This window comes from Halopseudomonas yangmingensis (assembly GCF_900114825.1).
GTDB lineage: Bacteria > Pseudomonadota > Gammaproteobacteria > Pseudomonadales > Pseudomonadaceae > Halopseudomonas > Halopseudomonas yangmingensis.
The window spans coordinates 52,348-65,301 of record NZ_FOUI01000003.1 but is presented as its reverse complement, the minus strand read 5'-3'; the positions used below and the strand labels follow the sequence as shown (position 1 = coordinate 65,301).

Below are 12,954 nucleotides of genomic sequence, written 5' to 3'. Positions count from 1 at the left end.
ACCGTCGATAGCCATGGATGGCTATCGCGAGCCCCCAGGGATGGGTTTACGGCGTGTCCAGAACAGGTTGCCGGTGGCCGCGTTTACACACCAGCTGTTTGACTCGCAGGCAAAAACTTGCCGTTCAGACCCGGATAAAGTGTTCGCGGTAGTACTGCAGCTCGGCAATCGAGTCACGGATGTCATCCAGCGCCAGGTGGCTGCTGCTCTTGCTGAAGCCGTCACGGATACGCGGGGCCCAGCGCGCCGCCAGCTCCTTGAGGGTGGATACATCGAGATTGCGGTAATGGAAGTACTTTTCCAGTTCCGGCATGCCGCGGTAGAGAAAGCGCCGGTCCTGGCAGATGCTGTTGCCGCACATCGGCGAACGGCCGGCCGGCACCCACTGGCGCAGGAACTCGATGGTCTGGCGCTCGGCCTCGGCCAGATCGACGTCACTCTCCAGCACCCGTTGGGTCAACCCGGACTGGCCGTGCTGGCGGGTATTCCACTCATCCATCGCCGCCATTACCGCCTCCGGCTGATGAATCGCCAGCACCGGCCCCTCGGCCAGGGTATTGAGATTGGCATCAGTGACCACCGTGGCTATCTCGATAATGCGGTCGTTATCAGGATCAAGACCGGTCATTTCCAGGTCGATCCAAATCAGGTTATCCGGGTGCAGCATGGCAACTCCTGTGCGCTAGAGAGCGGTTTTGGCAGAGCTGCAGTATAGCCGCATCATGCTACACTGCGGCCACTCTCAGCCAGCAGACCATCCATGAGCAAGCGCCACTTGACCCGCCGCCAGAACTGGCGAATCCAGAAGATCCAGGACGAACGAACCGAGCGGGCCAGCCGGCGTGCCGAAAAGGCGGAACAGACCCTCATCGGTGGTGATCTGGGTGAAGAACGCGAAGGACTGGTGATTGCCCACTTCGGCGTACAGGTTGATGTCGAAGCCCTCGACGGCGGGGACGCCGGCGAGGTTCGCCGCTGTCACCTGCGCGCCAACCTGCCGGCACTGGTCACCGGTGACCGGGTGGTGTGGCGAGCGGACAATGCCGGCAGCGGCGTGATTGTCGCCCAGCTGCCACGCCAGAGCGAGCTGTGCCGTCCGGACATGCGCGGCCAGCTGAAACCGGTGGCAGCCAACGTCGACCAGCTGGTGATCGTCTTCGCCGTCGAGCCTACCCCCTACACCAACCTGATCGACCGCTATCTGGTGGCCGCCGAGCAACACGGCCTGCAGCCGTTGCTGCTGCTGAACAAGGCCGACCTGCTGCGCGCGCCGGAGCACGACTGGCTGCAGCAATGGCTGGCGGATTATGCCGCACTCGGCTATCGCACCCTGCGCCTGTCGGCCGATCGCGGTGAAGGGCTGGAGCCCCTGCATGAAGCACTGAAGGATCACGTCAGCGTGTTTGTCGGCCAGTCCGGGGTCGGCAAGTCGTCGCTGATCAATGCCCTGCTGCCGGGCGTCGACCTGCGCGTCGGCGCACTCTCGGAAAGCACCGGCAAGGGCACCCATACCACCACCACCGCCAGACTCTTTCACTTCCCCGTCGGTGGCGACCTGATTGACTCGCCCGGCATCCGCGAGTTCGGTCTGAGCCATATCAGCCAGGATGATCTGCTGGAGGGTTTTATCGAGTTTCGCCCGCACCTGGGACGCTGCCGCTTCCGCGACTGCCGGCATCTGCACGAGCCCGGCTGCGCACTACTGCAGGCGCTGCAAAACGGCGAGATCAGCCAACGGCGGATGGACAGCTACCGGCATATCCTGTCCAGCCTGGCCTGAGATTCAGTCCTCGCGCAAGCGCTGCAGCGAGCGCGCATCCTCGAACAGGTTGAGGGTTCTTGCTCCATCCTGCGTCGCAGGCGCAGCATCCTCGGTTGTCTGCTCTGGCTGGCCGGCGTCTGCCGGCTCTGGCGTTGCCGGGGTTGCAGGTACTGGCAGGCTGATAGGCTGATCCGGCAGGTCACCGGCTGCCGACGAGCCGGCCCCGGCCGGTTCCTCAGTGTCCACCGCCTGATCAACCGGTGGCTGGTCAACCTCCTCCGGCTGCTGCCCCTCGTACAACTGTTCTTCAGCGCGCTTGTTCAGCACCACGATGTCGATGCGCCGATTGACCGGGTTGAATGGATCTGCCCGGTCAAACAATGCCGAATCGGCAAAACCGACCACCCGGGCCACCTGCGCCTCAGGATAACCGGCTGCCAGCAAGGTGCGCCGCGCCGCATTCGCCCGGTCACTGGACAGTTCCCAGTTGCCGTAGTCGCGCCGGCCAACAAAAGGCTTGGCATCGGTATGTCCGCTGATGCTGATCTTTTTCGGCACCCGGGCAATGGTGTCACTCAACGCCAGCAATATGCCCTCGAAGTAGCTCTGCAGCTGGGCGCTGCCACTGGCGAACATCGGCCGGTTCTCGGCATCGACAATCTGGATGCGCAGACCGTCCTGGGTGATTTCCAACAGTATCTGGTCCTTGAAGCGTTGCAGCACCGGCTCCTGGTCGATCTTGTTCTGCAGTTCCTGCAGCAGCAAATCCAGTTCCAGGCGCTCGACCTCCTCGGCCAGGCTCATGATCGACTGGCTATCCAGGGTCTGCAGGTCAGCGTCACTCTGCTCATTCAGCGTGCGCTGCGGCGCCACTGTCGGTGATCCACCAAGATCTATCGCAAAGGGACTGCCACCTTCGCTAAAACCGACAGGATCGTTGAAATAGCCTGAAATCATTTTCAACTGTTCCGGTGTCGCGCTGGCCAGCAACCACATCACCAGAAAGAACGCCATCATCGCCACGGCAAAGTCGGCAAAAGCAATTTTCCAGGAACCGCCATGGTGGCCATCGGCCTTGCGACTGATGCGCTTGACGATAATCGGCTGATTGTTGTCCACGCTCAGCGTCCCCGCACCGACTCTTCCAGCTCAGTAAAACTGGGACGATGGTCGGAGATCAGCGCCTTGCGGCCAAACTCGACGGCCAGCGCCGGCGGTAGCCCCTGGGCGCTCGCCACCAGGCACATCTTGATGGCCTCATAGCTATTGGCCTCCTCGTTCGCTTCATGGGTCATGGCAGCGGCAAAGGGACCGACAAAACCATAGGCGGCCCAGATACCAAGAAAGGTACCCACCAGAGCTGTCGCCACCTTCTCGCCGATTTCGGTGTTGTCGGCATCACCAAGAATACCCATGGTGATCACAATACCCAGCACCGCAGCGACAATACCGAAACCCGGCAAGGCATCGGCAACGCGGGTTACCGCATGGGCCGGCTCCTGTAACTCTTCGCTGAGCGTGGAGATTTCCACATCGAACAGGGCTTCCAGTTCATGCGGAGCCATATTGCCGGTAGTCATGATGCGCAGGTAATCGCAGATAAAGGCTGTCATCCGCTGATCCTTGAGGATCGCCGGGTACTTTCCGAAAATCGGACTCTGGTCCGGTGCCTCGATATCTGCCTCGATGGCCATCATGCCTTCACGGCGACTCTTGTTCAGTACCTCGTAAAGCACACCAAGCACGTCAAGGTAGTAAGCCTTGCTGAATTTGTGACCAAACAGTAATACCGGAATCTTGCCAAACACCTTTTTAATCGTGCCCATGGTGTTCGCCACCATAAAGGCTCCAAAGGCCGCACCGCCAATAATCAGAATTTCAAAGGGATGCCAGAGCGCCAGCAAATGCCCACCGGAAAGTACAAAACCGGTGAGCACGCTGGCAATAACCACGACAAAACCTGCGATTTTCAGCATTGCTACATTTTTCCCTATCTCAATCCGGTAAGCGGTCGTGACTCAATCAAAACAGCCGCGCTATAGTTTGCACAATTCCGGAGCCTCTAGCTGCCAAAATCAATGAGCAATCATCAAGCGACCGACGCACGATCCATATTAACCGAGGATATCGGCAGTCTGGCAAAAACCCTGAGCAGGGATTTGCTGCCTGTTTCTGCCTCGCAGCGCAGTCAATTACTGTCGATGCTTGCCAACGAGCAATTGAGCCTTGCGGAGTTTTCCGCTCGCCTGCACGAATCACCGGCCGCAGCGCTGCAGTTGTGCCGCGCAGCGGGCGACATTGCGCGCAAACGGGATATTGACGTGCTGACCCTTGAACAGGCCTGCAACCTGCTCGGCACCCAGCGTATCCGTCAGGCCATCGAAGCCTTGCCTGTAACGGAGGACGCGCAACTACCCGCTGCCTGCCGGCAGATGTTACTGATCAGCCAGCATGCACTATTCCAGTCCCAGGGCCTGTTTGCCCAGCGCATGGCACGCGTCTGGCCAGAACTGGCGCTGGCAAGCCTGCTGTTTCTGGCACCTTGCTGGCTGCTGGCACGCCGTCATCCGGCAATATTCGACCATTGGGACAGTCACAACCTGTTACCGCGCATTGATGATGGCAGCGGCCCCGGCCACGATGGCCAGTGGCTGCTGCAATTATCCCGACAGCTGGCCGAGGAATGGTGGCTGTCTCCCTGGATTACCCGGGGATTGAAGACCCTGGCCGAACACCGGCGGCAGATGGTACGCGCCCTGCGTATCGCCCATGACAGCGCGCACCCGCGCCAGCAACAACTGGCGCTGGACAACGACCGCCAACTATACCGCTGGCTGGTTCAGCCCGCCAATGCCCCCTTGATTGCCAATGGCATTGCATTGGGCGCCCTGCATACCTGGCAAGGCCACCAGACGCTGCGCTGGCAAAAACTGGCGGCACTCTACCTGGGCAGCGCGCTGGAAGACATCTGCAGCCTCAACCACCAGCAGGCCGTCAGTCTGTGCCAGCGGCGCTACCCAGAAGGCAGCAGCGACCTCTGGTTGCCTGCCGCCGCCCTGCCCTGGCCCGACGGGGGGCGTCTGCCACAACAGCAACCCCAGGCCACCCGCTCACCCGATACGCCAGCACCCGGCAAGACCGGCAAACCCGCCACCCCGGCAGCAGACCTGGATGTACAGTGCTGGCGCAACGCCTGCCAGCAACTGCTCAACAGCCCGCAGGGCTTTCATAATCTGCAAGCGTTACTCGGCTGCGCAACCGAAGCACTACACCAGGGGCTTGGCCTGCCGGCACACTGGATCGCCCTGTACAACGCGGGCAAGGAACAGCTGCTGGTCGTGGCAGCCCACGGACAACCCGCCGGAAGCCGGGTTATCGGGCAAAGTTTTGCTTGTAGCCGCAACACCCAGTGGTACCGCTGGCTGAGCGAAAATCCGGTTGCCCTGATAGAATCCGCTTCCCGACCGGAACTTGGTGCCTTGCTGCCGGGACCGCTGAAACTGTTGCTCGGCGAGCACCGTCACTGTTTGCTGCCCCTGTGGAAGGATCAGCAACTGATCGGAATGATTGCCTGCGACCAGCAATCCCTTGATCCGCGCCAGCGCCAGCAACGCCTCACACCGCTGCGTAAAACCGCCGAATGCCTTCAGAAGGCACTGATTGCCTTCCGCCGCTGACCATCAATCTGGAGTACCCATGACCGAAAAACTGCCCCGACTGCTGGAGCCGGAACAGCTGGCAATGCCGATTGATCCCTTGCGGATACGTCTGGTCGACCTGTGCCCCAACGAGCAATATGCCGCCGCACATATCCCCGGTGCCGTGCATGTCGACCCGATGCTGACCACGGCTGGCGCACCGCTGCCGGGACTGGTGCCTGCGCCTGCACAACTGACCCGGCTGTTCGCCGAGCTCGGTCACCATCAGGATATTCACTATGTGGTCTACGACGATGAAGGCGGCGGTTGGGCCGGACGCTTTATCTGGTTGCTGGACAGCATCGGCCATAACAACTGGAGCTATCTAAACGGCGGCCTGCATGCCTGGCATGACGCCGGCCTGCCACTGCAAAACGGGACCGAAAGGGTCGCCGCGACCAGCCCTCAGCTGCAACTCAACCAGAATTTTACGATCAGTGTCGAGCAGCTGCTGGCCAACCTCGACAATCCCGAACTGCTGGTATGGGATGCCCGCTCACCGGCCGAACATACCGGCCAGCGGGTGTTTGCCAGCAAGGCCGGGCACATCCCCGGTGCGGTCAACTTCGAATGGACGGCGGCGATGGATCCGCAACGCCAGCTGCGCCTGCGCAGTGACATCGCCGAGTGCCTGCAGGCGCTTGGCATTACCCCCGACCGCGATCTGGTTACCCACTGCCAGACCCATCACCGCTCCGGCTTTACCTACCTGATCGCCCGCCTGCTCGGTTATCCGCGCATCCGCGCCTATGCCGGCTCCTGGTCGGAATGGGGCAACCACCCCTCCACCCCTGTGGAACTCTGAGGACAACCCATGCGTGACACCCTGTTTATCGCCCTGCAGCACCTGCTGCCGCACCACCTGCTGTCGCGTCTGGCCGGCTGCATTGCCGAATGCCGCTGGGCCTGGCTGAAGGACCCGTTCACCCGCTGGTTCGCCAAGCGCTATCAGGTCGATATGAGCGAAGCCGTGCAGGAAGACCCGACCGCCTACGCCTGCTTCAATGACTTCTTCACCCGTGCACTGAAGGATGGCGCACGCCCACTGGCTGAGGGGAATGGAGTGCTCTGTCCGGCCGACGGCGCAATCAGCCAGCTCGGCCGCATCGAACATGGTCGGGTATTCCAGGCCAAGGGCCAGAGTTTCAGCGTGCTGGAACTGTTGGGCGGCAACCCCGAGCATGCCGCGCAGTTCCAGGGCGGCGAGTTTGCCACCGTGTACCTGTCACCACGCGACTACCACAGGGTGCATATGCCGCTGGCCGGTACCCTGACCGACATGATCTATGTCCCCGGCAAGCTGTTTTCGGTCAACCAGACCACCGCCGAGAACGTTCCCGAGCTGTTTGCCCGCAACGAGCGGGTGGTCTGCCTGTTCGACACCCCCGCCGGCCCGATGGCCGTGGTGCTGGTCGGCGCGATGATCGTCGCCTCGGTGGAAACTGTCTGGGCTGGTCTGGTAGCACCGCCACGCCGGCAACTCAAGGCACAGCGTTACGGTGAGGCGGCACCGCAACTGGAGCGCGGTGCCGAGATGGGGCGTTTCAAACTGGGCTCAACCGCGATAGTGCTGTTTGCACCCGGCGCGGTGCAGTGGAACCCTGAGCTGCTGGCCGGCAGTGCGGTACGCATGGGTCAGGCGATGGGCGAGCTGGTTACTGCTCCCACGGCTCCCCACGAGTCCGCTTGACCCGACGCAGTTTCTGATGCATGGCAGCCTTGGCCAGCATGTTGGCACTGACCGGGGCAGTCATGAACAGGAAAATGGTGATCAGCAGCTCATGCACGCTGATGCCGTCGCCACGGGTGCTAAAATACAGCATGGAGCCTATCACCAGAGCCCCCACCCCCAGGGTGGTGGACTTGGTCGGTCCATGCAGGCGCATAAAAAAGTCCGGCAGCTTGAGCAAAGCAATCGAGCCGGTCAGCGCAAAAATGCTGCCGATCAGCAATAGCGCCGCCGCCAGCCAGTCAAACAGGGAAATATCTGCCACAGGCCCTCCTCACTCGATGATGTTGCCGCGCATCAGATGCTTGGCTACCGCCACTGTACTGACGAAGCCCATTACCGCAATCAGCAAGGCAGCCTCAAAGAACAGATCCGACTTCAGGTACAGTCCCAGCAGCATGATCAGGGCGATGCTGTTGATATACAGGGTATCCAGAGCCAGTATCCGGTCAGGCAGGTCTGGTCCGCGAAAAATACGGATCAGCGTGCATAGCAACGCCAGCGTAATCAGGCCGAGGCACACCAGTATCACGATGTCGAGCATTCGAACACCTCCTTCAGCGGCCATTCGTAGCGCTGCTTGATCAGTTGCACAAGCGCCTGCTCGTCCTCCAGATCAAGCACATGGATCAACAGCGTGCAGCGGTCATCACTGATGTCTGCCGACACCGTACCCGGCGTCAGCGACACTGTGCTGGCCAGCAGACTGATGGTAAAGCTGTCCTTCACTTCCAGCGGGTACTCGATGAATGCAGGACGCAACTTGCGCGAACGCCCGTAAACCAGTCGTGCCACCTCGACGTTTGCCTCGGCAATGTCCCACAACACCCGCGCACAGAAACGCAGGAAAACCAGCGGATGACGCAGTCCCGGCGGGTTTGGCCAGAATACATGGGTCATACGCGGAATAGCCCACGCCAGCACAATACCGAGCAACAGCACGCCCAATGACAGATCCTTCATCAGCAGCAGCCAGATAACCAGCATCACGCCGCTCAACCAGGGATGCGGCCACAGAGGCTTCCTGTCACTCATAGATCACCTCCATCAAGGCGAGTACCCAGCACTTGGCGCACATAGCCTGCAGGGTCAAGCAGCTGCTGGGCGGTCGCCTGCAGGTATTCCAGCAGGGGTGCCGCCACCAGTACCAACAGCGGACTACCCAATAGCAACATCAGCACCGCCAGCAGGCGGACTCGATCCAGCGGCTCGGCCACTGTTGTCGTCTCATCGCGTCGCCAGAACAGCGTGCTGCCAGCACGACTCAGCGCCAGCAAGGCACAGAAACCACCCGTCAGCACCACAGCGAACAGCCAGGCAGCGGAACTGCCCCCGCCCGCCGCCTGCAACAGCATCAGTTTGCCGATAAAGCCCGATAGCGGCGGCAGACCGGCAATCGATATGCCAGCAACAAAGAACAGCGCCCCCAGCAACAAAGGCAGCGGTGGACCGGCGATCAGACGTGTGCTGTGCCGTGGGCCACGGGCACGGGCCAGCAAACCTGCCAGCAGGAACAGCGCGGCACTGATCCAGGTGGAATGAATCAGATAGTAGAGCACCGCCACCAGCGCATCTTCCGTGCCTATGGCAATACCCGCCAGCAACGTACCCACCGAAACCACCACCAGATAGGCAATCAATACGTTGAGCGTACTGGCGGCCAAGGTGCCAATCGCGCCCAGCACCAGTGTCAACAGTGCCAGCGGCCACAGCCAGTCCAATGCCATATTGGCCAACAGGCCGGCATTCTCGCCAAAGATCAGCAGGTAAACCCGCAAAATGGCATACACGCCAACCTTGGTCATGATCGCAAAGAGTGCCGCCACCGGTGGCGTGGCAGCGGCATAGGCACGCGGCAACCAGAAATACAGCGGAAACACCGCTGCCTTGAGCGCAAACACCACCAGCAGCAACATGCCAGCAGCCCCGACCAGCGGCGCATCAGCCCCATCCAGCGCAGCAACGCGCAGGGCCAGGTCAGCCATATTCAGGGTGCCCAGCACACCATACAAAGTGCCAACCGCAATCAGGAACAGTGCCGAGCCCGCCAGATTCAGCAGCACATAGTGCAAACCGGCACGCAGACGCCCAGGGCCCGCGCCATGCAACAACAGCGCATAGGAGGAGATCAGCAGGATTTCGAAAAACACGAACAGGTTGAACAGGTCCCCTGTCAGGAAGGCACCATTGATGCCCATCAGCTGGAACTGGAACAAGGCGTGGAAATTACGCCCCAGCGCATCATCACCGCGCCGCGCATAAAGCACTGCGGCCAGTGCCAGCACCGCCGTCACCATCAGCATCAAGGCCGCCAGCCGGTCAACCACCAGTACTATGCCAAACGGCGGGCGCCAATCACCCAACGCATAGACACTGATGCCTTCGCTAGCCGACAGCATCAGCAGCATGGCCAGCGGCACCTGCAACAGGGTCGCCAGCAGTGACAGGTTGCGCTTCATACGCAGCCGGGTACGGGCGATCAGTAACAGCAACGCCCCCATAAACATTGGCAGCAGGATCGGTAGAACCGGCAAATGACTCATTCGCTATCCCCCCGCCCGTCGACATGGTCATTTTCCAGTTCACCACGGGCGCGCAAAGCCAGCACCAACGCAAAGGCGGTCATGGCAAAACCGATCACGATGGCTGTCAGCACCAGCGCCTGTGGCAAAGGGTCAGCATGCTCAGCTGCCCGCCCGATCACCGCCGGCATACCGGTCGCCAGCCGTCCCATGCCAAACAGGAACAGGTTCACGGCATAACCGATCAGGGTCAGACCGACCACCACCGGAAAGGTCCGCGCCCGCAGCAGCAGATACACTCCGCAGCTTGTCATGATCCCGAGGGTCAAGGCATACAACAACTCCATCAGATGCGCTCTCCCTGTACATGGACATTCGACAGCTTGCCCAGGTTGGCCAAAATAAGCAGCGTCGCACCCACTACCGTGAGATACACGCCAAGGTCAAAAGACAAGGCACTGGCCAGTTCGAACTCACCAACCAATGGCAGATGGAAATGATCGAAGGTGCTGGTCAGGAACGGATAGCCAAACAGCCAGCTTGCAAGCCCGGTAACACCGGCGATAATCACGCCAATACCGGCCAGATGGTGGTAGTTGACGCCCAGGCGCTGGGTAGTCCACTTCTCGCCACTTGCCACATACTGCAGAATCAGTGCCACTGCGGTAATCAGGCCGGCAATGAAGCCCCCGCCCGGCAGATTGTGTCCGCGCAGGAAAATAAACACCGACACCAGCAAGGCCAGCGGCAGAATCATCCGCGACAGGTTGATCAACATCAGCAGATGGCTGCCGCGTGCCCAACGCTGACCCAGCACATCGAACTGCGGGCGGCGCAATTGCAGACCATCGATCAGCGCATAGATGGCCACCCCGGCAATCGCCAGCACGCTGATTTCGCCGAGGGTATCTAAGCCACGGAAGTCGACCAGAATCACGTTGACGACATTGGTACCACCACCCCCGCTGACACTGTTCTCCAGGAAGAATCCGGCAATGGTTTCATAGGGCCGGGTCATCACCGCCAGTGTCAGTACCGCCACCAGCGCACCGCTACCCAGCGCCAGCAGCAGGTCCCGGGCACGCCTCAGCCCATTGGATTCACGGGGTGTCTGTCGCGGCAGGAACAGCAGGGTCAACATCATCAGTACCACGGTGACCACCTCCACCGACAACTGGGTCAGCGCCAGATCCGGCGCCGAGAAGCGCGCAAAGGTCATTGCCACCAGCAGCCCCACCACACTGAGCATCATCAGGGCGGTCAACCGCTGGTGATGCCAGATCACAGTCGCCATGGACGCCACCGCCAGCATCATCGCCGCCAGCAAGGTAAAGGGATCAATCGGTGACAGCGCCACCTCGCCCTGCACCACCGGCAATTGCAGCAACCAGCTGCCGCTGACCACCAGGGCCGAAACCAGCACCCAGGCCATGTAGCGCTGCAGCGAGGCATTTTCCAGCAGCAGGGTAAAACGGCCAGCAGCCCTGCCAACACGCTGTACGGCAGCCTCGAAGATCAGCTTGGCATCGATTTCCGGCCGAGCGGCGGCCCAGCGAAACAGCGGTTCACGCCGCCAGTAGAGCAGCACCCCTAACACCAGCGCCAGCGCACTCATCAGCAGCGGCACGTTGAATCCATGCCATATCGCCAGACTGTATTCCGGCAGATCACCGCCAAGCGCCGCACCCGCAGCCACCGCCAGCAAGCCACCAACCACCACGCCCGGCAACAACCCGACCAGCAGGCACAGCACCACCAGCACCTCAACCGGCACCCGCATGAAACGCGGCGGCTCATGGGGCGGGAAATGCGGCACATTGACTGGCTTGCCGTTAAAGAACACCTCGTTGATAAAGCGCAGGGAATACGCCACCGAGAACATCCCGGCAATGGTTGCCAGCAGGGGAACCAGCCAGCTGGCCGAGCCATATACCTGCTGCTGCAAGGTCTCGGCAAAGAACATTTCCTTGCTGAGGAAACCGTTCATCAGCGGCACCCCGGCCATCGAGGCCGCTGCCACCATGGCCAGGGTTGCCGTAATCGGCATATAGGGCCACAACCCGTTCAGCCTGCGCATGTCCCGGGTACCGGTTTCATGGTCGATAATCCCGGCCGACATAAAGAGTGCAGCCTTGAAGGTCGCATGGTTGATGATATGGAACACCCCGGCAACCACCGCCAGACGCGTATCCAGGCCAAACAACAAGGTAATAAGGCCCAGATGACTGATGGTTGAATAGGCCAGAAGACCCTTCAGATCATGCTTGAACAGCGCCACACAGGCGCCCAGCAGCAGTGTTGTCAGACCGACACTGCTGACCAGCCAGAACCACAGATCGCTCTGGGCCAGCGCCGGATAAAGACGCGCCAGCAGGAACACGCCTGCCTTGACCATGGTTGCCGAGTGCAGGTAGGCCGACACCGGCGTGGGTGCCGCCATGGCATGCGGCAGCCAGAAATGGAAGGGAAACTGTGCCGATTTGGTAAACACACCCAACAACACCAATACCAGCAAAACCGGATACAGCGCATGGGCACGTATCAGGTCACCTGACTGCAATACCACGCTGAGTTCATAACTGCCCACCACATGACCGATCAGCAGCACGCCCGCAAGTAACGCCAGACCGCCGCCACCGGTGACTGCCAGCGCCATTCGGGCACCCTTGCGCGCCTCACTGGAGTGGGACCAATAGCCGATCAACAGGAACGAGGACAGGCTGGTCAGCTCCCAGAAGAACATCATCAGCAACAGGTTTTCGCTCAGCACCACACCGAGCATGGCTGCCATGAACAGCAGCAGATAGGAGAAGAAACGCCCCATCGGGTCGTTATTTGACAGGTAATAACGGCCATAAAGGATAACCAGCAGGCCGATTGCCAGAATCAGCAGCGCAAACAGAAAGCCAAGACCATCCAGCCGCAGCGAGAGATTCAGCCCTAGCCCCGGCAACCAGTCCCAATGACTGACCAGCACCTCACCGGCAAAAACCCTGGGCGCCTCGCGCAACAGCAACAACAAGGCAAGCAATGGTGCCAGAGCCGTAGCCAGCGAACAGGCATTGCGACCGAAGCGGTCGGTCAGCACCGGCAACAGCATGGCAATGATGGGCAAACATACTATCAGGGCCAGATTCATGCGGAATCCCACTCCATTGACGGCCGGCGTTCAGGCCGGAACAGCACTGGCGCAGACCGCAGCGCTGCGCATGGCACTTGCAGAACGACGGACAGCAGCCGCAA

At 60.7% G+C, this 12,954-nt stretch carries 13 protein-coding genes; 4 read left to right on the top strand and 9 right to left on the bottom strand.

The window, feature by feature from the left end:
- Positions 1–124: 124 nt before the first annotated feature.
- A complete protein-coding gene (gene orn, locus BMZ23_RS04460; RefSeq protein WP_093473296.1) occupies positions 125–667 on the bottom strand; it encodes an oligoribonuclease in 543 nt (180 codons plus the stop codon).
- A gap of 93 nt (positions 668–760) precedes the next feature.
- Here orn and rsgA point away from each other — a divergent pair, with 93 nt between their 5' ends.
- Entirely contained in the window at positions 761–1,780 is a 1,020-nt protein-coding gene (gene rsgA / locus BMZ23_RS04455) for a small ribosomal subunit biogenesis GTPase RsgA (protein WP_093473293.1), read from the top strand.
- A 3-nt stretch (positions 1,781–1,783) separates the two neighbouring features.
- Here the strand turns inward: rsgA and motB are convergent, their stop codons facing one another.
- Both motB and motA read right to left on the bottom strand, forming a co-directional pair.
- Positions 1,784–2,881, bottom strand: coding sequence for a flagellar motor protein MotB (motB, locus tag BMZ23_RS04450; RefSeq protein ID WP_093473290.1), 1,098 nt, complete (start codon positions 2,879–2,881; stop codon positions 1,784–1,786).
- Between the two features lie 2 nt (positions 2,882–2,883).
- Positions 2,884–3,738 carry a flagellar motor stator protein MotA gene (gene motA / locus BMZ23_RS04445; protein ID WP_093473287.1) on the bottom strand — a complete coding sequence of 285 codons (855 nt, stop codon included), beginning with the start codon at positions 3,736–3,738 and terminating at the stop codon, positions 2,884–2,886.
- Between the two features lie 102 nt (positions 3,739–3,840).
- Between motA and BMZ23_RS04440 the strand changes: the two genes are divergently transcribed.
- Genes BMZ23_RS04440 through asd form a run of 3 tightly spaced genes read left to right on the top strand, consistent with a single transcriptional unit; the run spans position 3,841 to position 7,150 of the window.
- Complete coding sequence (locus BMZ23_RS04440; RefSeq protein ID WP_093473285.1) at positions 3,841–5,439, top strand: hypothetical protein; 1,599 nt, start codon at positions 3,841–3,843, stop codon at positions 5,437–5,439.
- A gap of 19 nt (positions 5,440–5,458) precedes the next feature.
- Positions 5,459–6,265: a rhodanese-like domain-containing protein gene (locus BMZ23_RS04435; RefSeq protein WP_093473283.1), complete on the top strand. Its 807-nt coding sequence runs from the start codon at positions 5,459–5,461 to the stop codon at positions 6,263–6,265.
- 9 nt (positions 6,266–6,274) lie between these two features.
- Positions 6,275–7,150, top strand: a complete 876-nt coding sequence (gene asd, locus BMZ23_RS04430; protein WP_093473281.1) for an archaetidylserine decarboxylase — start codon at positions 6,275–6,277, stop codon at positions 7,148–7,150.
- On the opposite strand, the gene BMZ23_RS04425 is transcribed toward asd, so the two are convergent.
- The 6 genes from BMZ23_RS04425 to BMZ23_RS04400 are packed head-to-tail and all read right to left on the bottom strand — an operon-like array spanning position 7,116 to position 12,850.
- Complete coding sequence (locus tag BMZ23_RS04425) at positions 7,116–7,445, bottom strand: Na+/H+ antiporter subunit G (protein ID WP_218143570.1); 330 nt, start codon at positions 7,443–7,445, stop codon at positions 7,116–7,118. The two genes, asd and BMZ23_RS04425, sit on opposite strands and share 35 nt — an antisense overlap.
- Positions 7,446–7,463: 18 nt before the next feature.
- Positions 7,464–7,733, bottom strand: coding sequence for a K+/H+ antiporter subunit F (locus BMZ23_RS04420; RefSeq protein WP_093473277.1), 270 nt, complete (start codon positions 7,731–7,733; stop codon positions 7,464–7,466).
- Positions 7,718–8,224 carry a Na+/H+ antiporter subunit E gene (locus tag BMZ23_RS04415; protein WP_093473275.1) on the bottom strand — a complete coding sequence of 169 codons (507 nt, stop codon included), beginning with the start codon at positions 8,222–8,224 and terminating at the stop codon, positions 7,718–7,720. Before BMZ23_RS04415 ends, BMZ23_RS04420 begins: the two co-directional genes overlap by 16 nt.
- Positions 8,221–9,732 (bottom strand): monovalent cation/H+ antiporter subunit D, encoded by a 1,512-nt coding sequence (locus BMZ23_RS04410; RefSeq protein WP_093473273.1) that lies wholly within the window; start codon positions 9,730–9,732, stop codon positions 8,221–8,223. Before BMZ23_RS04410 ends, BMZ23_RS04415 begins: the two co-directional genes overlap by 4 nt.
- Complete coding sequence (locus BMZ23_RS04405) at positions 9,729–10,058, bottom strand: Na+/H+ antiporter subunit C (RefSeq protein ID WP_093473271.1); 330 nt, start codon at positions 10,056–10,058, stop codon at positions 9,729–9,731. Before BMZ23_RS04405 ends, BMZ23_RS04410 begins: the two co-directional genes overlap by 4 nt.
- Positions 10,058–12,850, bottom strand: a complete 2,793-nt coding sequence (locus tag BMZ23_RS04400; protein ID WP_093473269.1) for a monovalent cation/H+ antiporter subunit A — start codon at positions 12,848–12,850, stop codon at positions 10,058–10,060. The genes BMZ23_RS04405 and BMZ23_RS04400 overlap by 1 nt, the downstream gene beginning before the upstream one ends.
- Between the last annotated feature and the right edge of the window lie 104 nt (positions 12,851–12,954).

Bases quoted from the DNA above. Each gene is read 5' to 3' on its own strand.
- orn (WP_093473296.1), bottom strand. From the start codon at position 667: ATGCTGCACCCGGATAACCTGATTTGGATCGACCTGGAAATGACCGGT.
- rsgA (WP_093473293.1), top strand. From the start codon at position 761: ATGAGCAAGCGCCACTTGACCCGCCGCCAGAACTGGCGAATCCAGAAG.
- motA (WP_093473287.1), bottom strand. From the start codon at position 3,738: ATGCTGAAAATCGCAGGTTTTGTCGTGGTTATTGCCAGCGTGCTCACC.
- BMZ23_RS04440 (WP_093473285.1), top strand. From the start codon at position 3,841: ATGAGCAATCATCAAGCGACCGACGCACGATCCATATTAACCGAGGAT.
- BMZ23_RS04435 (WP_093473283.1), top strand. From the start codon at position 5,459: ATGACCGAAAAACTGCCCCGACTGCTGGAGCCGGAACAGCTGGCAATG.
- asd (WP_093473281.1), top strand. From the start codon at position 6,275: ATGCGTGACACCCTGTTTATCGCCCTGCAGCACCTGCTGCCGCACCAC.
- BMZ23_RS04420 (WP_093473277.1), bottom strand. From the start codon at position 7,733: ATGCTCGACATCGTGATACTGGTGTGCCTCGGCCTGATTACGCTGGCG.
- BMZ23_RS04415 (WP_093473275.1), bottom strand. From the start codon at position 8,224: ATGAGTGACAGGAAGCCTCTGTGGCCGCATCCCTGGTTGAGCGGCGTG.
- BMZ23_RS04410 (WP_093473273.1), bottom strand. From the start codon at position 9,732: ATGAGTCATTTGCCGGTTCTACCGATCCTGCTGCCAATGTTTATGGGG.
- BMZ23_RS04405 (WP_093473271.1), bottom strand. From the start codon at position 10,058: ATGGAGTTGTTGTATGCCTTGACCCTCGGGATCATGACAAGCTGCGGA.
- BMZ23_RS04400 (WP_093473269.1), bottom strand. From the start codon at position 12,850: ATGAATCTGGCCCTGATAGTATGTTTGCCCATCATTGCCATGCTGTTG.